Annotated in this window: 22 protein-coding genes and 1 pseudogene; 10 read left to right on the forward strand and 13 right to left on the reverse strand. The window is 70.8% G+C overall.

Annotated elements, in window-relative coordinates; all coding sequences use genetic code 11:
* Window position 1: 1 nt before the first annotated feature.
* Window positions 2-877, reverse strand: coding sequence for a hypothetical protein (locus tag ACZ59A_RS20310; RefSeq protein ID WP_470960469.1), 876 nt, complete (start codon window positions 875-877; stop codon window positions 2-4).
* Between the two features lie 136 nt (window positions 878-1013).
* Here ACZ59A_RS20310 and ACZ59A_RS20315 point away from each other — a divergent pair, with 136 nt between their 5' ends.
* Window positions 1014-1478, forward strand: a complete 465-nt coding sequence (locus ACZ59A_RS20315) for a hypothetical protein (protein ID WP_470960470.1) — start codon at window positions 1014-1016, stop codon at window positions 1476-1478.
* A 27-nt stretch (window positions 1479-1505) separates the two neighbouring features.
* Here ACZ59A_RS20315 and ACZ59A_RS20320 read toward each other — a convergent pair whose 3' ends face one another.
* Complete coding sequence (locus ACZ59A_RS20320; protein WP_470960471.1) at window positions 1506-2324, reverse strand: nucleotidyltransferase domain-containing protein; 819 nt, start codon at window positions 2322-2324, stop codon at window positions 1506-1508.
* Window positions 2325-2450: 126 nt separating this feature from the next.
* Here ACZ59A_RS20320 and ACZ59A_RS20325 point away from each other — a divergent pair, with 126 nt between their 5' ends.
* On the forward strand, window positions 2451-3650 hold the full coding sequence (locus ACZ59A_RS20325) for a cytochrome P450 (RefSeq protein ID WP_470960472.1): 1200 nt from the start codon (window positions 2451-2453) through the stop codon (window positions 3648-3650).
* Here the strand turns inward: ACZ59A_RS20325 and ACZ59A_RS20330 are convergent.
* Both ACZ59A_RS20330 and ACZ59A_RS20335 read right to left on the reverse strand, forming a co-directional pair.
* A complete protein-coding gene (locus tag ACZ59A_RS20330) occupies window positions 3634-3876 on the reverse strand; it encodes a DUF397 domain-containing protein (protein WP_470960473.1) in 243 nt (80 codons plus the stop codon). The genes ACZ59A_RS20325 and ACZ59A_RS20330 overlap by 17 nt on opposite strands.
* Window positions 3873-4694, reverse strand: coding sequence for a helix-turn-helix domain-containing protein (locus tag ACZ59A_RS20335; RefSeq protein WP_470960474.1), 822 nt, complete (start codon window positions 4692-4694; stop codon window positions 3873-3875). Before ACZ59A_RS20335 ends, ACZ59A_RS20330 begins: the two co-directional genes overlap by 4 nt.
* Window positions 4695-4814: 120 nt before the next feature.
* Between ACZ59A_RS20335 and ACZ59A_RS20340 the strand changes: the two genes are divergently transcribed.
* Complete coding sequence (locus ACZ59A_RS20340) at window positions 4815-5228, forward strand: ATP-binding protein (RefSeq protein ID WP_470960475.1); 414 nt, start codon at window positions 4815-4817, stop codon at window positions 5226-5228.
* Between the two features lie 14 nt (window positions 5229-5242).
* On the opposite strand, the gene ACZ59A_RS20345 is transcribed toward ACZ59A_RS20340, so the two are convergent.
* Window positions 5243-5710 carry a MarR family winged helix-turn-helix transcriptional regulator gene (locus ACZ59A_RS20345; protein ID WP_470960476.1) on the reverse strand — a complete coding sequence of 156 codons (468 nt, stop codon included), beginning with the start codon at window positions 5708-5710 and terminating at the stop codon, window positions 5243-5245.
* Window positions 5711-5870: 160 nt separating this feature from the next.
* Between ACZ59A_RS20345 and ACZ59A_RS20350 the strand changes: the two genes are divergently transcribed.
* On the forward strand, window positions 5871-6530 hold the full coding sequence (locus tag ACZ59A_RS20350; RefSeq protein WP_470960477.1) for a hydrolase: 660 nt from the start codon (window positions 5871-5873) through the stop codon (window positions 6528-6530).
* 252 nt (window positions 6531-6782) lie between these two features.
* Here the strand turns inward: ACZ59A_RS20350 and ACZ59A_RS20355 are convergent, their stop codons facing one another.
* A complete protein-coding gene (locus tag ACZ59A_RS20355; protein ID WP_470960478.1) occupies window positions 6783-7154 on the reverse strand; it encodes an ATP-binding cassette domain-containing protein in 372 nt (123 codons plus the stop codon).
* Window positions 7155-7243: 89 nt separating this feature from the next.
* Between ACZ59A_RS20355 and ACZ59A_RS20360 the strand changes: the two genes are divergently transcribed.
* Window positions 7244-7432 (forward strand): hypothetical protein, encoded by a 189-nt coding sequence (locus tag ACZ59A_RS20360; protein ID WP_470960479.1) that lies wholly within the window; start codon window positions 7244-7246, stop codon window positions 7430-7432.
* A 16-nt stretch (window positions 7433-7448) separates the two neighbouring features.
* On the opposite strand, the gene ACZ59A_RS20365 is transcribed toward ACZ59A_RS20360, so the two are convergent.
* The gene (locus tag ACZ59A_RS20365) at window positions 7449-8207 is read right to left on the reverse strand and encodes an SDR family NAD(P)-dependent oxidoreductase (RefSeq protein WP_470960480.1); all 759 of its coding nucleotides are present in this window, start codon (window positions 8205-8207) and stop codon (window positions 7449-7451) included.
* A gap of 140 nt (window positions 8208-8347) precedes the next feature.
* Between ACZ59A_RS20365 and ACZ59A_RS20370 the strand changes: the two genes are divergently transcribed.
* Window positions 8348-9199 carry a helix-turn-helix transcriptional regulator gene (locus ACZ59A_RS20370; protein WP_470960481.1) on the forward strand — a complete coding sequence of 284 codons (852 nt, stop codon included), beginning with the start codon at window positions 8348-8350 and terminating at the stop codon, window positions 9197-9199.
* Window positions 9200-9242: 43 nt separating this feature from the next.
* A pseudogene (locus tag ACZ59A_RS20375) lies at window positions 9243-9784 on the forward strand (DJ-1/PfpI family protein).
* Window positions 9785-10060: 276 nt separating this feature from the next.
* On the opposite strand, the gene ACZ59A_RS20380 reads toward ACZ59A_RS20375, so the two are convergent.
* Together ACZ59A_RS20380 and ACZ59A_RS20385 are read right to left on the reverse strand one after the other, a co-directional pair.
* Window positions 10061-11041 carry an aldo/keto reductase gene (locus ACZ59A_RS20380; protein ID WP_470960482.1) on the reverse strand — a complete coding sequence of 327 codons (981 nt, stop codon included), beginning with the start codon at window positions 11039-11041 and terminating at the stop codon, window positions 10061-10063.
* Window positions 11038-11898, reverse strand: a complete 861-nt coding sequence (locus tag ACZ59A_RS20385; protein ID WP_470960483.1) for an EamA family transporter — start codon at window positions 11896-11898, stop codon at window positions 11038-11040. Before ACZ59A_RS20385 ends, ACZ59A_RS20380 begins: the two co-directional genes overlap by 4 nt.
* 63 nt (window positions 11899-11961) lie before the next feature.
* On the opposite strand from ACZ59A_RS20385, the gene ACZ59A_RS20390 reads away from it, so the two are divergent.
* Complete coding sequence (locus ACZ59A_RS20390) at window positions 11962-12465, forward strand: Lrp/AsnC family transcriptional regulator (RefSeq protein ID WP_470960484.1); 504 nt, start codon at window positions 11962-11964, stop codon at window positions 12463-12465.
* Window positions 12466-12495: 30 nt separating this feature from the next.
* On the opposite strand, the gene ACZ59A_RS20395 is transcribed toward ACZ59A_RS20390, so the two are convergent.
* Window positions 12496-12975, reverse strand: a complete 480-nt coding sequence (locus tag ACZ59A_RS20395) for a GNAT family N-acetyltransferase (protein WP_470960485.1) — start codon at window positions 12973-12975, stop codon at window positions 12496-12498.
* Window positions 12972-13592 (reverse strand): hypothetical protein, encoded by a 621-nt coding sequence (locus ACZ59A_RS20400; RefSeq protein ID WP_470960486.1) that lies wholly within the window; start codon window positions 13590-13592, stop codon window positions 12972-12974. The genes ACZ59A_RS20395 and ACZ59A_RS20400 overlap by 4 nt, the downstream gene beginning before the upstream one ends.
* 165 nt (window positions 13593-13757) lie before the next feature.
* Between ACZ59A_RS20400 and ACZ59A_RS20405 the strand changes: the two genes are divergently transcribed.
* Window positions 13758-14858 carry a methyltransferase domain-containing protein gene (locus tag ACZ59A_RS20405; RefSeq protein ID WP_470960641.1) on the forward strand — a complete coding sequence of 367 codons (1101 nt, stop codon included), beginning with the start codon at window positions 13758-13760 and terminating at the stop codon, window positions 14856-14858.
* A 19-nt stretch (window positions 14859-14877) separates the two neighbouring features.
* Here ACZ59A_RS20405 and ACZ59A_RS20410 read toward each other — a convergent pair whose 3' ends face one another.
* Both ACZ59A_RS20410 and ACZ59A_RS20415 read right to left on the reverse strand, forming a co-directional pair.
* Window positions 14878-15201 carry a hypothetical protein gene (locus ACZ59A_RS20410; RefSeq protein ID WP_470960487.1) on the reverse strand — a complete coding sequence of 108 codons (324 nt, stop codon included), beginning with the start codon at window positions 15199-15201 and terminating at the stop codon, window positions 14878-14880.
* A gap of 10 nt (window positions 15202-15211) precedes the next feature.
* Window positions 15212-15784 carry a hypothetical protein gene (locus tag ACZ59A_RS20415; RefSeq protein ID WP_470960488.1) on the reverse strand — a complete coding sequence of 191 codons (573 nt, stop codon included), beginning with the start codon at window positions 15782-15784 and terminating at the stop codon, window positions 15212-15214.
* 166 nt (window positions 15785-15950) lie between these two features.
* Between ACZ59A_RS20415 and ACZ59A_RS20420 the strand changes: the two genes are divergently transcribed.
* Window positions 15951-18176, forward strand: a complete 2226-nt coding sequence (locus ACZ59A_RS20420; RefSeq protein ID WP_470960489.1) for a phage holin family protein — start codon at window positions 15951-15953, stop codon at window positions 18174-18176.
* Window positions 18177-18202 lie beyond the last annotated feature (26 nt).

The raw sequence follows: 18202 nt of genomic DNA on the forward strand, positions 1-18202 counted from the left end.
CTCAGGTGGCGGTTCGTCGGTGGCGCTTGGCGCTCCGGCGCAGGTGGTCGATGAGCGACGCCGCGCTGGTGTACGTGCCGATCGCGGCCACCGCCGTCAGCCACATCGGTCCGTGGTCGTGCAGGTTGTTCATGAGGTACATGCCGAAGAACGCGGTGTTGGCCGTGGACCGCACGCCGTTCCGCTGCCACCAGTGCTGTCGGGGCGTTTCCGCTTTGGCGAGCTGCCGCGCGTATGCCGTCACGGGCCCGAACTCCTCCTCGGGCTCGCACCCGGTTTCCGCGAGGTGGCGGCGCGCTTCCCGGGTGAGTTCGGCCGCATGTGCCCGCGGGAGTGCGTGGCGCCCTTCCAGGAGCTGCGGCAGCTTTCGCAGCCATGCTTCGGATGACAGCGGCTCGGGGGCGGGGGCGGGGGCGGGGACGGTCGGCGGGTTGTGGAACAGCACCCACGCGGGCAGCAGAAGGCCCAGCGCGCAGATGGCGGGGGTGGGCACGGAGGCGATCACGGTGTCGGGTCCCTCGATGAACGCGACGGCGGTGAGGAGGACGGCGACGACGGCGGCCAGCCCGCAACCGGCCGCGCGAATGCGAGCCCCGGCGTGCAGGGCGAACTGCGCGCCGTGCAGGGCGGCAACGGCGATGGCCATGACGGTGCAGCCCACAAGGGCGGCGGTAGTGACATTGACGGTGAGGCCGTTCGCCACGAGCTCGTAGGCCCCGGCCGCAAAGGTCATCAGGCCCAGCTGTCCGGTGACGGCAAAGGCGTAGTCGGCGGCCGTCAACGTGTCGGGGTCGATGGCCCGTACGTCGGTGGGCCGCCGCCGCCGCTCGCTCGACACGGCCTCGGCGAAGTCGTCCGTGTCTGCGGTCTCGCTCATCACCACTCCTGCGGGGTTTGCCTCTTGAGGCGGTCCGTCACAGCGGAAAAGTCGTGCTACTGCGCGATTTTGTCACGCAATCGGGCGCGTCCGGCGGGCTGGCGGATCGGTCGCGGCGTGATCAAGACTGGGTGCCGTGGACGGAGTTACGGACGGCACGGTTCTCGCCCTGATCGGCGTTCTGCTCGGGACGGCGGGGACCCTCATCGGGCAGTACCTGGCGAATCGCGTCGAGGTGCAGCGCGACCATCGGCACCGCGCGGACGCGGAGCGGGCGGAGCGCAAGGAGGCCATATCGGGGTATCTGAAGGCGGTCCAGCGGGTCGAGCTGATCCTTGACCGCCGAAAGCTCGGCATGCCGACCCTCGACGACCCCGAGGATGTGAAGCTGCACGACTTATGGCTGGCGAAGAAGGCCGTCGAGCTGGTGTGTTCCTCCGGGGCGGCCCAGGCCGCGCATGACTACACCGTGGTGCTGCACGCGCTGATGCGCAACGAGAGCGAGCGGGGGCGGTCGCCGGTCAAGCGGGAGCGGCGCGAGGCGTTCATGGAGGTGGCCCGCGACGAGCTGGAAAGCGGGCGGGCGCGCATCCGGAGGTGAGGCCGCGGGGCCGCACCCCGCGAACCCTCACGCGCGCGGTGTCTTCTCACCGTGCACGGCGGTGTATTCGGCCGCGAGCCACGGGCCCAGGTCGTCGATGAGCATCGCGAGCACCGCTGGATCGGGCGAGGGCGCGCGGCCGGTGGACGCGGCCGTGCGCATCTGCTCGGCGCGCTCGGGGTAGTAGCGGCCGAAGAGTTCGGCGGACGCGGCGAGGTCGCTGGTCCAGCCGCCCCATCGGGGCATGACCAGGGTGAATCCCGTGCGGACGAGGCGGCGGCCGACGAAGCGGCTGAGGGTTCGGCGCGCGGCTGAGGGATCGGCGTCCGTCGCGGCTTCGGCGGCCCTGGCACGCCAGCGGGGAAGCACGAGGGCCAGGTCGCCGTTCGTTTCGCGGGCGAGCAGACCCGTGGGGCGGTAGCGGGGGAGCCGTTCCGCGAGGTCGGGACCGAGCAGCGGGGTGCAGAGACAGGCGATGAAGAATCCGCCGTCGTGACGTTCGAGGTCGCTGAGCAACTCGCGCGTGCTGGCCAGCAGGATCCCGACGCCATCGATCTGAGGGAACGCGCGGTCGAGCCCGGTCTCGATCGCCTTCGCGTCGGCGCGGTCGGCCTCGGTCGGCTCCTCATGAAGGGCGAGCTGGAGGTCGAGGTCGGAGACCCCGGGCGTGGCGGTGCCGCGCGGGACGCTCCCGTAGAGGTAGGCGCTGTGCAGGCGCGCGCTGCCGAACGTCTTGGTGAGGCGCGCGCGGGCGGCGTCGACCACCGGAACGAACACTGCCGGTACGCGGCTCAGGGCGCCCTCGCGTGCGATCGTTCCGTCGCGGTCCAGCCCTCGTCCGTCCATGGGGCCACTGTCCCCTGTGCTGCCGCTGCGTGCGCGGAGATCTCTAACGATCTCCCTGGTGTTCCGGCACGGACAATGCGATCCGAGGTGGCCCACCTCCCCCCACCCGGCCACCCAGGAGGATGCATGACGTCCGCCCAGCCCCTGGCCTACCCGTTCGCCTCCGAGAAGCTGGACCTGGCCCCGCTGTACTCCCAGTTGCGCCAGGAGGAGCCCTTGGCGTGGGTCCAACTCCCGTACGGCGAACCGGGGTGGCTGGCCACGCGCTACGAGGACGCCCGGCTCGTCCTCGGCGACCCCCGGTTCAGCCGGGCGGCCGCCGTGGGCCGCGACGCGCCGCGCGTACGGCCGTACGCGCCCGGCCCGGGCACGATCAGCACGTTCGACCCGCCGGAGCACAGCCGGTTGCGCCGCCTGGTGACGAAGGCGTTCACCGTGCGCCAGATCGACCGCTTGCGGCCACGGGTCCAGCGGATAGCCGACGACCTGGTCGACGCGATACGGGCCGACGGCGCCCCCGCCGACCTCGTCGAGGACTTCGCCCTGCCGCTGCCGATCACCGTCATCTGCGAGCTGCTGGGCGTGCCGTACGAGGACCGGGCCGACTTCCGGCTGTGGTCCGAGGCGTTCCTCTCCACGACGAAGTACACGCTTGAGGAGATCAAGGGCTACCGGACCCTGCTGCGCGACTACATGGCCGGTCTCGCCGAACAGCGGCGCACCGCCCCGCAAGAGGATCTGCTCAGCTCCCTCGTCGCCGCGCGCGAGAACGACGACCGGCTGTCCGAGGACGAACTGCTCTCGCTGTCCGAGGCGATCCTCATCGCCGGTCACGAGACCACCGCCACGCAGCTCGGCAACTTCCTCTACGTCCTGCTCACCCAGCCCGACCACCTCGCCGCCCTGCGCGCCGACCTCTCCCTCGTACCGCAGGCGGTAGAGGAGCTGCTGCGCTTCACCCCGCTCGGCTCCGGCAGCATGCAGCCCCGGTACGCGCTCGAAGACATCGAGATGGGCGGCGTGACCGTACGGGCCGGTGAGCCGGTCGTCGTCGCCATCAACTCGGCCAACCGCGACGAAGGCGTCTTCACCGACTCCGGCCAACTCGACCTGTGCCGCCGCGAGGCCACCCACCTCGGCTTCGGCCACGGCCCGCACCACTGCCTGGGCGCTCCGCTGGCCCGGATGGAGCTGCAGATCGCCCTGCGGACGCTGCTGGAACGGCTACCGGACCTGCGGTTCGCCGACGCCGAGCGGGACGTGGAGTGGAAGGTCGGCGTGTCCACGCGCGGCGTGCGGCACCTGCCGGTTACCTGGGACGCGTGAGGGTGGTCAGGAAGGTCGACCAGGCGTCGGCGGGTATGTGAAGGTTCGGCCCGTCCGGGACCTTGGAGTCCCGGACGTGGACGGTGGCGGGGGTCGTGGCGACCTCGACGCACTGACCGCCGGTGTTGTCGCTGTAGCTCGACTTGTGCCAGTCGAGGGCGACCTCGACGCATTCGCCGCCGCCGGAGTCGCTGTAGCTGCTCTTGAACCATACGAGTCTGCTCATAGCCCACCCATCAATTGCTCGATGAAGCGTACGGATTCGTCCGGCCCGAGAGCCTGGGACCTGATCATGGCATAGCGCTGCGCCAGCTCGTTTACCTTCTCGGGCTTGGAGACCAGGATGCTCTCGCCGTGGCTCTCCATGTACACCAACGTGGTTTGGTCGGGAGTCTCCAGGACCGTAAACGCGCCTCGTAGGCCCGCGTGTTCCGCACGGCTCGTCGGCATGACCTGGATGGTCACATTCGGACGAGCCGCGCACTCGACCAGATGCTGGAGCTGGGCGCGCATGACCTCCGGGCCGCCGATCTCTCGCCGCAGTGCCGCTTCCTCGATCACGGCATGGATCAGCGCCATCGGCTTGCGGTCGAACAAAGCCTTGCGGTCCATGCGGGCCTCGACCAGCTGCTTCAGCTCTTCGCCCTCGAACGGCGGATAGTTGCTCCGGAGCAGCGCGTCTGCATACTCCTTCGTCTGCAGGCGACCGTCGATCACCTGCATGCAGTACGACGATACGCTCAGCGCTTCCTGCTCCAGCTGTACGAAGCCCTGGAAGAACTCCGGGTACCGCTCTAGCCGCAGGAATCCGATGGCCGCCCTCAGCAACCCGCCTGCGTCCAGGGCATTCTCGGCCGCTTCGATGAAGTCGTCCGTCGGCGGCTTCGTGCATGTCTCCACCGCACTCACGGCGGAGCCGGTGTAACCCATCCGCTCGCCCAGCTCGCCCTGCGTCAGTCCCGCCTGCTGGCGCAGCAGCTTCAGCACGGCGGCGAAGTACTGCACGGTCGACGATGCCGCGTCCCTCTTCTTCGGCTTGGCCACCTCTGCCGTCCTCTCAACGCCTCTCAACGTCACTCAACGGATGTTCGACTGCACTTGACGCTTCGCCGCGTTGAGTCGTTTTGGCTGGTCAAGCTACCAACTTGCACTCACAGTTGAGGCATGAACGCACAAAGTCACGGTGTCGCCCCCATCCATGGCTGGATGAAGAGGTTTACGCCCGTACCCCCATCCGTCCACCGCGCACGCCGCGCGGTCGAGGCCGAACTCCGCGCGTGGGGCGTGGCTCCCGGGGCCATCCAGATCACGCTGCTCGTTCTCTCGGAGCTGGCGACGAACGCGGTACGGCATGGCCGCGTACCCGGGAGGTACTACGAGGTGCGTATCGCATACGACGCAGAGAAGTTGGTCGGCATCGACGTGTCCGACCCCGGCGACGGGCTGCCGGTGGCCGGTGACGCGTCGCCGGACGCCGAGCGCGGGCGCGGGCTGGCGATCGTGGAGGGGTTCGCCGAGGCGTGGGGCGTACGGGAGCGGACCGTCGGCAAGACCGTCTGGGCCCGCGTCCGCCTCTAGGGCGGGCGGCGTCGTCAGTCGGGCTGGTTCTCCATATGCGCGAGGACGCGGTTCGAGATCTGGGCGAGCGCGGCGAGGTCTTCAGGGGGGAGGGCGTCGATGAACAGTCGGCGAACGTGCTCGACGTGCAGGGGCGCGGCGTCCTCGATCGCCTTGTGGCCCGCCGCGGTGGCGACGATGAACGCTCCGCGCCCGTCGTCGGGACAATCTTCCTTGGTCACCAGTCCGCGCGTCGTCATCCGCCTGACCTGGTGAGACATGCGGCTCTTCTCCCACTCCACCAGCTTCACCAGGTCCATGAAGCGCATCCGCCCGCCGCCGGTTTCGGTGAGTTTGGCCAGCACGATGTAGTCGGAGGCGGACATCCCGGAGTCGGTCTGGACCCGGCGGGAAAGCCGTCCGATGAGCTTCTCCTGCATGTGGATGAAGCCGTCCCAGGCGGCCTGCTGCTCCGGGGTCAGCCAGCGAGGCGTTGCGTTCATGGAGGGAGCGTAACGGTGCGGCTCGGACGGGTGTCCGCCCACCCGGCACGTATCCCGAAGTCGCTTCCCATGGCCGCCAGTTGACGTATCAACCAGTTGCCCCTAGTTTAGTTGTCACGTCAACCAAATGGCCGACGTGAAGCTCCGGAAGGGGAATTCCATGAGCACCGAGAACAAGGCCGGACTCGACGCCCTGCTGACGCCCGAGGAGAGCGTGCTGGTGCTGATCGACCACCAGCCGTTCCAGTTCGCCAACCTGAACAGCCACGAACCGACGATGGTCGTGAACAACGTCGTTGGACTCGCCAAGATCGCCAAGGTGTTCGACGTGCCGACCATCCTGACGACCGTGCTGGAGGAGCGCGGTGGCTACCTCATACAGGGACTGCAGGACGTGTTCCCGGAGCAGACGCCGATCGACAGGACCTTCATCAACACCTGGCAGGACGAGCGCGTCGTGGATGCCGTCAAGGCGACCGGGCGCAAGAAGCTGATCATCGCTGGTCTCTGGACGGAGGTCTGTGTGGCGATGCCCGCCATACAGGCAGCGGGCGAGGGCTTCGAGGTCTTCGTCGTCACCGATGCCTCGGGCGGTGGCTCGAAGGAGTCGCACGACATGGCCGTCCGCCGCATGGTCCAGGCGGGCGTGGTTCCGATCACCTGGCAGGCCGTGATGGGCGAGTGGCAGCGCGACTGGGCCCGCGAGAAGACCGTGCCGGGCGCCGCCGAGGTCCTGGCGCAGCACGGCGGCGCCTCCGGTGTGGCCTTCGCCTGGGAGACGCAGCTCCTCGCCGAGCGCGCCGGAAGCGGCGCCTCGTAAACAAGGCAATTCGGATACGGGGCCTTCCGATCGACACCACAGTGCGTCCGTGTCCGCGTCCAGTTAGGTCACTTCCTCATCACCCTTCTGGCCGTGGGCTGCTCGCCCTGCGGCTGGGAGGGCTGGGAAGAACTCTCCCCTTGGCCGGACTGGGGCAGGTGTGTTCCCCCAAGCTTGCGGAGCGGCTGGCACGGCGAACGAGGTCGATGCGCAAGCTGGCATAGCTCTCAACGGGGCCCGAAACCTGACGGTTCAACTCCCATCGGTCCCTTCTTGGAGGCGATGCAGCTCCGCGAAGAGCCCGCCTCTCTGCAGGAGTTGGTTGTAGGTGCCGGACTCCGCGATCCGGTCGTCCTGCAGGACCACCACGCGGTCGGCGACCCGGGCGTCGTCGTTCCAGGTGACGGTCCCGGTCGTGGGCAGGTACAGCCCGGTCAGCAGCTTGGCCAGGGTGGTTTTCCCCGAGCCGTTCTCTCCGGCGAGCGCGATGACCTCTCCGCGCCGGATGTCGAGGCTGACGTCGCGGATGGTGGCGGTGTCCTTGCCCGGGTAGGTGAAGGTGGGGTCGCGGGCGCGGATCATCTCGGGGCCGCATGCCGGGGCCGTCTTGGTTCCGCGGTGCATGGCCCAGTCGTCGGCGGTGTCGAGGAACCTGACCCCCGGCCCACACGGCGGCCAGCGCGAGGGTGGCGAGTAGGTCGCCCGCACCCTGGGTGAGGGCCGCGCGCCGATCGACATGGGCCCTGGCCCTGGCGGGGCGGATCGCCGGTGACGCCACCGCGCAGACCGTACGGCTGATGCTCCAGTACGACCCGCGGCCGCCCTACGACTCGGGCTCACCGCACAAGGCCCCGGCCGAGCTGACCGCCCGGATGCGCCAGGAAGCGGGCACGCCGGGCTAGCCCTCGTTGGTGGGGGTCAGTGCGCGGTGAGGCCGCCGTCGACCACCAGCTCCGAGCCGGTGACGAACGACGAGTCGTCGCAGGCGAGGAAGAGGATCGCGGGTGCGATCTCGTCGGCGCGCCCGGCTCGGCGCATGGGGGTGCGCTGGATGTCCGGCTGCTGATCGCCCTGCTCGTCCAGGAGTTCCTGGATCATCGGCGTGGCGATCACCCCGGGATGCACCGAGTTGATCCGTACCCCTTGCCGGGCGTACTCGACCGCGGCGGTCTTGCTCAGCAGGCGTACGGCCCCCTTGGACGCCTGGTAGGCCGCGGCCGCGCCGCTTCCCACCAGGCCGAGCACCGAGGACGTATTGATCACCGACGCGTTGCCGCTCGCCCGCAGGAGCGGCATCGCCGCCTTCATGCCGAGCCATGTGCCTTTCTGGTTCACGTCGATGACGCGGTCCCAGGCTGCTTCCCGCGTGTCCTCGATGCCCGGCCAGTCCAGGATCCCGGCGAGGTTCACGAGCACGTCCAGGGTGCCGAACCGGTCGCGTACGACGGTGATCACCTCGTCCCACTCCCGCGCGGAGGAGACGTCGAGGCGGGCGGCGACGACCTCCGTGCCGCGTGCCCCGAGCCGGTGGGACAGGTCCCGCAGGGGGCCTTCGGCGACATCGGTGATCACTAGCCGGGCGCCTTCGCGGGCGAAGAGTTCGGCGGTCGCCGTGCCGAGGCCGCCGGTCGCGCCAGTGATCAGCGCGACCTTGCCGTCGAGTCGTCGTCCCGTCATGGATATGGCCCTCGATTCTCGTTGCTGCCGGTTACCGCTCCGAACGAGTCTGGGCAGGTCAGCCGCCATCAACCAGGACGCGTGCTGCCTGGGTGCGGCACACCCAGGCAGCACACCGAGACGCCGCCTAGCCTGAACAGATGGACGACAACCACCTCGGAGATTTCCTGCGCGCACGCCGCGCCGGTCTGCGGCCGGAGGACGTCGGCACGGTGAGCTACGGCCCCCGCAGAGTCGCCGGACTGCGCCGTGAAGAGGTCGCCGTCCTGGCCGGAATGAACGCCGACTACTACACCCGTCTGGAACAGGGACGCGAGCGCCACCCCTCACCCCAGGTGGTCGACGCCCTCGGCCACGCGCTGCGCCTCGACGCGGACGCCCGTGCGCACCTGTTCCGGCTGGCCGGGACCACGCCACACGGCCGGTCCTCCGGCCACACCGCCGAGCGGGTCGGCCCGGCGCTGCGACAGCTGATGGACGGCTACCCGAACACTCCGGCGTTCGTCATGAGCCGGACCCTGGACCTCCTCGCCGTCAACGCCCTGGCCGAGGCCCTCTACAACCCGTTCGGACCGGCGGACAACCTGGCCCGCATGACCTTCCTCGACCCCGCGGGCCGACACTTCTACACGGACTGGGACCGGGCGGCACAGGCCACCGTCGCCAACCTTCGCGAGGCGACCGGCCACGAGCCGGACAACCCACGGCTGCGCGAACTCGTCCGCACCCTCACCGAGCACAGCGCGGAGTTCACCCGCCTCTGGAACGCCCACACCGTGCGCGGCAAGACCCAGGGCGCCAAACGCCTCCTCCACCCGGACGTCGGCCCTCTCACGCTCACCTACCAGGCTTTCGACGTCCGCGAAGCGCCCGGCCAGCAGCTCGTCATCTACCACGCCGAACCAGGCAGCCCCAGCGCCCAGTCCCTCAACCTGCTCGGTTCCATCCACGCCACCCAGCCCCGGTCGGCTCCGCCTTCGCGTGTTTCCTAGGTGGCCGTGGCTCGTGTCAGTCTCCAGGGGCGATCTCTTGCTGCTGCCCACGGACGGGCCGGACGAAGGGGAGAGCGCCGATGCCGCAGATCAAAGGGCCCGCCCAAGTGACACCCTGGCCGGACTGCCCGGTGCCGAGCCGGTGTTCGTGGCCGAACGGCGCGGCCCGGTGCGCGACGACAGCGGAACCCGGCGGTGCTCGCCTGGCTGCGGGCCGTGGACGCCACCACGACCTGGACCACGTAGGTGTGCACCGGTTCGCTGATCCTCGGCTCGGCCGGACTGCTCACCGGCCGCCGTGTCACCACCCACTGGACCACCATGGACGGCCTCCGAGCCCTGGGAGTGGAGGCCGTGGACGAGCGCTATGTGTTCGACAGCAAGTACGTCACCGCGGCGGGCGTCTCGGCCGGGATCGACATGGCCCTGGCCCTGGCGGGGCGGATCGCCGGGGACGACACCGCGCAGACCGTACGGCTGATGCTCCAGTACGACCCGCGGCCGCCCTACGACTCGGGCTCACCGCACAAGGCCCCGGCCGAGCTGACCGCCCGGATGCGCCGGGAAGCGGGCGTGCCGGGCTAGCCCTCCCGGCAGGCATGCGCGGGCGGCCCGTGCCGACTTCCGGCGGCAATTCCTACGGGCTGGGCGCCCCGATAACGGCCCGCGACCGGTGCTTTCGGGGGCAGTGTGCACCGCGTGCGCCGTGCTGGCGGCCTGCCGTCCTGGCCGACTGCGCTGAGGCTGCGGCGCCCCTCGTACCGCTGGCTCGTCCCGTCGTGCTCGCCATGTTCGTGGCCGGGGGCACCGCGCCACCACTACCCGAAGGGAGCCACCGCGTGACGTGATCAGGCGGTCACGTCAGGAGTGGCCGAGAACCGGGTGGGGTCGGTACGGGGCCTCCAGGCGGGCGATCTCTTCCCCGCTCAGGGGTACCTCCACTGCCGCGATGGCGTCGTCCAGATGGTGCAGCTTGGTCGCGCCGACGATCGGTGCGCTGATCGCAGGCTTGCCGAGCAGCCATGCCAAGGCGATCTGCGCGGGCGGCAGTCCTCGCTCACCGGCGATCTCGCGCACCGTGTCGACCACGTCGAAGTTGGTGTCCCCGTAGAGCTCTCCGGCGATCTGGTCGCTGCCCGCGCGAGCCGTGAGCCGTGTGCCACCGTGTTCGCGAGTACCGGCGAGCAGCCCGCGGGCCAGCGGGCTCCAGGGGATGCAGCCCACTCCCTGGTCGAGGCAGAGCGGGATCATCTCGCGCTCCTCCTCGCGGTAGGCCAGGTTGTAGTGGTTCTGCATCGACACGAATTTCGTCCAGCCGTGTGTCTCCGCGACGTGCTGGGCCTTGGCGAACTGCCAGGCGTACATGCTGGATGCGCCGATGTAGCGCGCCTTGCCGGAGCGCACCACGTCGTGCAGGGCCTCCATCGTCTCCTCGATCGGCGTTTCGTGGTCCCACCGGTGGATCTGGTACAGATCCACGTGGTCGACTCCCAGACGCCGCAGCGAGGCATCGATGCCGGACAGGATGTGCTTGCGCGACAGGCCGCCGTCGTTGGGACCGGAGCCCATCGGGAAGTAGACCTTCGTGGCGAGCACGTAGTCGTCACGGTGGGGAAAGTATGTGCGGAGCAGCCGCCCGGTGATCTCCTCGGTCACGCCGCGCGAGTACATGTCCGCGGTGTCGAAGAATGTCACCCCGGCCTCCGCCGCCCGCCGTACGAAGGGCTCGGCCGCCGCCTCGTCCAAGAGCCACGCCCACTGGGCGGGATCGCCGTAGCTCATCATGCCGAGACAGATCCGCGAAACCTTCAGCCCTGTCGAGCCGAGCCTGGTGTATTTCATTTCGTTTCCTTCTGCTGATGGAACGCGATTCCGGCGGCGACCAGCGCGATCCCCACCAGGTCCGGGAAGGTGGGACGCTGGGCGAGCACGACCATGCCGATAGCGGTGGCGGTCGCCGGCAGGATGCTGAGCATGAGCGCGAACGTGGAGCGGCGCAGCCGGGCCATGGCCAGTTGATCGGCCACGTAGGGGATGACCGAGGAGCACACGCCCACGCCGACACCGGCCAGCAGCCAGGCAGGGTGGGTGAACGCCTGCCACGCCTGGCCGATCCCCGCAGGTGTCGCGACGACCGCCGCGATCAGCATGGCCGCGCCGAGCCGGTCGATCCCGCCCGGTTGCGTCCCGGAGTTGGCGGCGCGGTGACCGAGGACCACGTACAGCACGAACAACGCGGAGTTGATGAACGCGAAGACGAATCCCAGCGGCTCCCCGGCGAGCCTGATGTCGGTGAGGACGAGCACGCCGCTGACGGCGAGGCACAGCGCAAGCATGTTGCGTCTCGTCCGGGCGCCGACGGCGGCCAGCCCGATCACCCCGAGGAACTCGATCGCGGCCACCGTGGACAGCGGAAGCCGCGCCACGGCCAGGTAGAACACCGTGTTCATCGTGGCCAGGACCAGACCGAGCCCGGCCAGGTCCCCCCACTGCGCCCGCGTGAGCCGCCCCGTCGGCCGCCACGGCCTGCGCCACACCGCGAAGACGACGGCCGCACTGGCGATCCTGAGCCAGGCGACCCCGAACACCTCTATGTGGGTGAACAGCAGCACGGCCAGCGCTGGGCCGAAGTAATGGAAGACCGCGCTGACCCCGAAGTAAGCCGGTGCCGGGACCGGGATCGTCGCTATGCGGGCCATGCGGGGTATCTTGCTGCGCACAGCAGCCAAATTGAATGTCTGTTTGAAGCCGGGGGGCGCCGGATGCCTGGAGAATCAAGGTCGAACGGACAGAAGACCTACAGCGAGCGGGTCAGACTCCTCGACCCGGTCAATGTGCGTCTCCTTTCCGAACTCCACGACGACCCGCGCCTGTCGATGTCGGAGCTGGCCCGCCGCGTCGGGATGTCCGCTCCTGCCGTCACCGAACGGGTGCAACGCCTGGAACGGCTCGGTGTCATCACCGGCTACCGGATGAACGTGGACCCTGCCGCACTCGGCATGCCGGTGACCGCTCTTGTCCGCGTCTCCCCGGGGCCGGGCCAGCTGCCGAACGTCGCCAAGGCCGCCCTCCACACCCCGCAGGTCGTCGAGTGCCACCGGATCACCGGGGAAGACTGCTTCCACCTCAAGGTCCACGCCCCGTCGATCGAGGGCCTCGAAGAGATCCTCGACAAGTTCCTGCTCTTCGGGCAGACGACCACGTCGATCGTGGTGTCGACACCAGTGCCGTTGCGTCCGCTGCCGGTGTCACTGCCCGGCCAGTAGTGATCCGCAGGTTCTGGCCGAAGTCATGGGTCAATCGGCGGGGTGCTCGGTGACCGGCAGTGTGTAACGCAGCTTTTCCTTGGCCTGCGCGCCCAGGCGCTCGTAGAAGCGCACGGCACCCTCGTTCCAGGCGGGGGTGTTCCACTGGATCTCGGTGAGGCCCAAGTCCCGGGCGTGGGCGGCGACCGCGTCCATGAGCAGGGGGCCGAGCCCCTGGCCACGGTTGTCCGAGCGCAGGAAGAGACAGTCCATGTGGAGGTATTCGCGGCCGTCCCAGGCGGAGGCCTCCGGAGCGCACGTGGCGTACCCCACGACCTCGCCGTCGGCACGCTCCGCGACAACGCAGTGCAGGCGCGGGATGGTTGTGGCGAAGAGGAGGGCGCGGAGCCGGTCGGCGAGGCCGGGCGTGGGTGGCGCGGCGCGCTCGTACGCGGCGTGCTCGGCGGCGAGTTGGGCGACCCGGGGCAGGTCGGCGGGGCGGGCCCACCGGACATGCGCGGTGGCGGTCACCGGACGCCGCCGTCAAGGGTATCGGCCTGCCACGCGGCGAGCCGGTCCGCGAGGGCACCGTCGCCGTCGAGGAGGTGCCGCGAGAACGCCTCGCGCTCATGGGCGAGGACGGCCGCTTCCCAGACGCACGGGGCGAGCCCGACGCGCCCGGGGCGCAACTCGCCGGGGATCCCGGCGGGGCCGGAGAAGACGGCGAGATCGGACATGTAGCCCTCGATCCAGCTGTGGACCAGGACGTAGTCGCCGTCGCCGCCCGCGTGCACGATGAGCACGGCGAGGCCCAGCGAGCCGCGCAGGGCGCCGAGTTCGAGATGAGTGCCCGCGATGCGGAGGGCGGTGGCCACGTCCTGCTCGGTCACGGCCCGCCCGGGCGCCTGCACGGAGTACACCTTCACCAGGTGCCCGCCCGCCTCGCGGGTGCCCCACGCCCGCGCGATCCGGTCGTGGTGTTCGCGGGACAGGGCCAGCAGGGCGTCCGCGTCTATGGCGGGCGGCAGTATCTCGTGGTCGGAAATGCGCCCATTATCCGTGGCTCGTGTCCGGCTCCAGCGGCGATCTCTATGCTGCTGCCCACGGACCGGCCGGACGAAGGGGAGGGCGCCGATGCCACGGACCATCGCGGTTCACGACACAGGCGGGGCCGGAGACAAGCTGCCCGGGCAGCCCTACCCCGGACCGCATCAGCCGCCGACCCCCGACGGCGGGCCCGGCGTGCCCAACCCGCCCAAGTGACGCGCCCCGGGCGGGTGGCGCTGGGGCGGGCCCTGGTGGAGGGGCGGGCCATGGCGGCCGACTGGGCGCCCACCTTCGCCGCCGTGGACCGGGCCGCGTTCCTGCCCGACCTCATGTGGCCGTTCGACACCGACACCCAAAACGCCACCGCCGTGCACAAGGCCGAGGACCGCGGCGCCTGGTACGCCGCCGCCGACCGTGACGCGCCGATCGTGACGCAGTGGGACGACGGCGAACACACCGGCACCGAACCCGGACGGGTGTCCACCAGCAGCTCGTCCATGCCCTCCGTCGGCTACGCGTTGCTCCAGGACCTCGACGTCGACACCGGCATGGAGGTGCTCGACGTCGGCACCGGTACGGGGGAGACGGCGGCGGCCCTCTCGCACCGCTGCGGCAGGGAGGGCGGCGGGGTGACCACCGTCGAGGTGGACCCCGGCGTATCCCGGCAGGCACGGGAACGGCTTCGGGGCGCCGGGTGGCACCCGGCCGTCGTCGTGGGCGACGGAGCGCGGGGGTACGCGGACCGCGCGCCGTACGACCGAGTCCTGGCCACCGTCGGGGTCCGGGAGATCCCCGGGGCGTGGATCGAGCAGACCCGCCCCGGCGGGCTCATCGTCGCGCCGTGGGGCACGCACTTCACCCACGCCGACGCCGTCGCCCGGCTCACGGTGCACAAGGGGACGGCGAGCGGCCGCTTCACCCGGCCCGCCGAGTTCATGAAGCTGCGCGCCCAGCGGCTCGCGCTCCCCGATCACGGTGCGTACGGCCCGACCGATGACGCCGATACGTCCACCACCGACCTGACCGAGGCGGAGTTCGTCACCGGGCAGTACAGCGCCCTCCCCTTCGTGCTGGGGCTCCGCGTACCGCGGTGCGTCCAGGTCGTGGCGGACAAGGCGGACGACGGGGCGCGGCCGGTGTGGTTCTACGGGCTGGGCGACCGCTCCTGGGCGTGCGTGGTGTTCCGCGACGACGGGAAGGCGGCGCGCGTCTGGCAGGCGGGGGAGCGGCGGCTGTGGGACGAGGTCGAGGGCGCGTACCGGTGGTGGAAGGGGCAGGGGGCGCCGGATCACGCGCGGTTCGGGCTCACCGTCACCCCCGAGGGGTATCGGGTCTGGCTGGACGATCCGGCCGCCACCCTGCCGTAAGCGGCGCTTCCGCGGCGTTTCAGCGGAGGAGGCCGCGGTCTTCGAGTTCGTCCAGGCATTCCTGCGGCACTGCCACATCCCTGACGGTGGCTTGGGCCCCGTAGCCAGGGGTTGCGGAGGGGCTGAGCGCCTCGGGCCGCTCCCGTCGGGCCTCGGCGCGGTCTCGCTCCAGGTCGTCGGCGATCTCCTGGCAATCGATGGGGGACGTGGGCGTCGGCGTCGGTTCCACGTAGGGGGACATCGGCCGGCCCGGGGACGACTCGGCGTCGAGGGCGGAGGTGGCGGCGGCGCCCGCCAGGCACAGCCCCGCCCACCCGGCGACGGCCCATCGGCGCGCGTTCACGGCCCGGCCCTCAGTGGCCATAGGGCGGCTCGAAGCAGCCGTGCTCCGGGTAGGGACCGTTGGCGCTGACCTGGTAGTTGGTCTTCTGCACGAACGCCGTGACGCACGCGTCGTCGTGGACGCGCAGGCCGATCCGGGCGCCCTCGGGCGTGACCTCGTGGTCGGCCTCGAAGCGCGCGGACATTCCCGTCACGGTGAGCGTCCCGCCGCGCCGCTCCTCCTCGTAGCCGAGCTTGAGCAGCGCCGTGCGCACGCTCTTGGGGTCCCACTTCTTCTGTCCCCACAGCCGCTTCAGCACGGGCTCGACGCGGGCGGCTTCCTTCCGCGCGTCCTCGGCGCTGGCCGGGGACATCTCGCCGGGCTGGCGGAACGCGTTGTTCTCGCGGTAGTGCGGGGCGCCGTCGTGGGATCCGGGTTCCACATACGGGGTACCGGGGGCACTGGGGCTGGAGGTCGGGGGAGCGCTCGGGGCATCGGCCGTCGTGACGCGCTGCTCGCCGCAGGCGGTCAGGGAGAGGGCGGCGCCGAGGAGGAGGGCGAGGGCGGCGGCGCGTCTGCGCCGCACCGGTAACAAGGTCAGCATGCGCATGACTCTGCCATGGCCCGGCGGGCGCCGCCGTGACCGTGCCGTAAGCGGAACGGTCCGCTCCCCGTAACCTCGTGCCCGCCGGGACGCACCCGCGCTGTGTAACGCTGGGAATCGGTCCGCGTGCCAACGCGCGGACCGGAATCCGAAGTGAGGCCACGGCGTGCAGAAGCCCCGATGGAAGACCGTGGGGGGAGCCCTGCTCCGGGTGACGGCCGTGTGGGCGGTGTCGACGCTCACCATGCTGGCGCTCGCGGGCATCCTGCCCGATTTCCGCTTGCAGGCCGCTGACGGCGACAGCGCGACACGCATCGCGGTCACCGCCGCCAGCGGCGCCGGTGCGTTCGGTGTGCTGAGCGCGCTCGTATGGCCGCTGCTGGTACGGGCGTTGCTGCTGATGCCCGCGTTGGTGCTGGGGCTGCTGGTGTTCGTACTGAACGGCTCGCTGCTGCTGCTCGCGATCGGGATGATCCCCGACGGGCGGGGCGCGGTGGAGCCGGAGACGGCGGTCGTGGTGGCGGCGGTGATGTCGGCCGCGTCCTCGGCGACCAGCACCTTCCTGACCGTACGGGACGACGGGGCGTACCGTCGACGGCTGGCGCGGCTCGCTGACCGGGCCAGACGGCTGAGCGGCGAGGACGGTGGCCGGGAGCGGCCGCCGGGGACGGTGTTCCTGCAGCTCGACGGGGTCGGGCATGCCGTGCTGCGGGACGCGCTGCGGCCGCGGGACAACAAGCCGCCGGTCATGGAGACCCTGTCGACGTGGGTGGGCGGCACGCACACCGTCACGCCGTGGCGCACCGACTGGTCCAGCCAGACCGGCGCCAGCCAGCTCGGCATCCTGCACGGTTCGAACGAGGACGTGCCCGCCTTCCGTTGGTACGACAAGAAGAGCGGTGAGGTGATGGTGAGCAACCGGCCGACGAGCGCGGCCGTGTTGCAGCGCCGGGCCGCCGCCCGCGCCGGGCACGACGGGCTGCTGACGGTGGACGGGGCGAGCCGGGGGAACCTGTTCACCGGGGGCGCCGACGAGCTGGCGCTCGTGCTCTCCGTGGCGGCGCGGCGCAGCAAGCGCAACCGCTCCCGCAGCGGCTACTTCGCGTACTTCTCCGACCCGGCCAACGCCACCCGCACCGCGGCCTCGTTCGTGGCCGAGGTGGTCCGGGAGATCTGCCAGTCCACCCGCGCCAAGCTGCGCCGGGAGACGCCGCGGGTGGGGCGCGGCGGGCTGTACCCCTTCATCCGGGCGTTCGCGACGGTCGTGGAGCGGGACGTGGTGGTGGCGGCGGTGAGCGGGGACATCCTGTCGGGCCGCACCGCGATCTACGCCGACCTGGTGGCGTACGACGAGGTGGCGCACCACTCCGGGCCGCGCAGCCGCGACGCCCAGCAGGTGCTGGCCCGCCTCGACCGGTCGATCGCGCTGATCGCCAAGGTGGCGGAGCGGGCGCCGCGCGACTACCGGATCGTGCTGCTGTCCGACCACGGCCAGAGCCCGGGGGACACCTTCGCGGGGGCGTACGGGCTGACGCTGGAGGACCTGGTGCGCGCCGGGTGCGGGCTGCCGGTGTCGCGGGCGGCCGGGCGTACGGCGAGCGGGGCGGAGGCGCGCGAGGCGGCGCGGGCGGCGCTGCACCGGCCCGAGCGGGACGGGGACGGGCCCGAGCGGGACGGCGACGGACATGAGGGCTCGCGTCCGGTGGTGCTCGCCTCCGGGAACCTGGGGCTGGTGTCGTTCCCCGATGTGCCCGGCCGGATGAGCCGCGAGGCCATCGACCGGCGGTACCCCGCCCTGCTGCACACCCTCGCCCACCACCCCGGGGTCGGCTTTCTGCTCGTACGCTCCGAAACGGAAGGCGCGGTGGTGCTGGGGGCGAACGGCGCCGAGCACCATCTCGACACCGGCCGGGTGATCAAGGAGAGCCCGCTCACCGCCTTCGGGCCGGGCGCCGCCGATGCCGTACGGCGGACCGCGCACTTCCGGAACACCCCCGACATCATGGTCAACTCGGCCTATGACGCGGCGACCGGTGAGGTGCACGCCTTCGAGGAGCAGATCGGCTCGCACGGCGGCCTCGGCGGCGAGCAGGGCCACCCCTTCCTGCTGTGGCCGGTCCAGCTCTCCGCGCCCGTGGTGGCGGGGGAGGAGCTGGTGGGAGCGGAGCGGGTGCACAGGGTGCTGCGGCGCTGGCTCGCGGAGGCGGACGGCCCGCAGGTGCCGGAGGTCCCGGAAGCGACAGAGGTGACAGAGGCGGCGGAAGAGTGGGTTCCGGCGGACCGGAGTTCGTCTGACGGTGCGCAGGGTCTCACGCAGGAATCCCGGATTCCCGGCCCCACCGCCGTACCATTTCCGGCGGCCGCCCCCACCCTGCCGGACAAAGCCCGGTGATTTGGTGCACCGTACATCGTCCCTGA

Source organism: Streptomyces sp. NPDC040405, assembly GCF_055595765.1.

Excerpts from the sequence above, each read along its gene's own strand:
- ACZ59A_RS20345 (WP_470960476.1), bottom strand. The coding sequence starts at position 5,710 with ATGAACGCAACGCCTCGCTGGCTGACCCCGGAGCAGCAGGCCGCCTGG.
- ACZ59A_RS20380 (WP_470960482.1), bottom strand. The coding sequence starts at position 11,041 with ATGAAATACACCAGGCTCGGCTCGACAGGGCTGAAGGTTTCGCGGATC.
- ACZ59A_RS20310 (WP_470960469.1), bottom strand. The coding sequence starts at position 877 with ATGAGCGAGACCGCAGACACGGACGACTTCGCCGAGGCCGTGTCGAGC.
- ACZ59A_RS20390 (WP_470960484.1), top strand. The coding sequence starts at position 11,962 with ATGCCTGGAGAATCAAGGTCGAACGGACAGAAGACCTACAGCGAGCGG.
- ACZ59A_RS20340 (WP_470960475.1), top strand. The coding sequence starts at position 4,815 with ATGAACGCACAAAGTCACGGTGTCGCCCCCATCCATGGCTGGATGAAG.
- ACZ59A_RS20365 (WP_470960480.1), bottom strand. The coding sequence starts at position 8,207 with ATGACGGGACGACGACTCGACGGCAAGGTCGCGCTGATCACTGGCGCG.
- ACZ59A_RS20385 (WP_470960483.1), bottom strand. The coding sequence starts at position 11,898 with ATGGCCCGCATAGCGACGATCCCGGTCCCGGCACCGGCTTACTTCGGG.
- ACZ59A_RS20415 (WP_470960488.1), bottom strand. The coding sequence starts at position 15,784 with ATGCTGACCTTGTTACCGGTGCGGCGCAGACGCGCCGCCGCCCTCGCC.
- ACZ59A_RS20355 (WP_470960478.1), bottom strand. The coding sequence starts at position 7,154 with ATGCACCGCGGAACCAAGACGGCCCCGGCATGCGGCCCCGAGATGATC.
- ACZ59A_RS20320 (WP_470960471.1), bottom strand. The coding sequence starts at position 2,324 with ATGGACGGACGAGGGCTGGACCGCGACGGAACGATCGCACGCGAGGGC.
- ACZ59A_RS20405 (WP_470960641.1), top strand. The coding sequence starts at position 13,758 with ATGGCGGCCGACTGGGCGCCCACCTTCGCCGCCGTGGACCGGGCCGCG.
- ACZ59A_RS20370 (WP_470960481.1), top strand. The coding sequence starts at position 8,348 with ATGGACGACAACCACCTCGGAGATTTCCTGCGCGCACGCCGCGCCGGT.
- ACZ59A_RS20350 (WP_470960477.1), top strand. The coding sequence starts at position 5,871 with ATGAGCACCGAGAACAAGGCCGGACTCGACGCCCTGCTGACGCCCGAG.
- ACZ59A_RS20330 (WP_470960473.1), bottom strand. The coding sequence starts at position 3,876 with ATGAGCAGACTCGTATGGTTCAAGAGCAGCTACAGCGACTCCGGCGGC.
- ACZ59A_RS20400 (WP_470960486.1), bottom strand. The coding sequence starts at position 13,592 with ATGGTCCGTGGCATCGGCGCCCTCCCCTTCGTCCGGCCGGTCCGTGGG.
- ACZ59A_RS20325 (WP_470960472.1), top strand. The coding sequence starts at position 2,451 with ATGACGTCCGCCCAGCCCCTGGCCTACCCGTTCGCCTCCGAGAAGCTG.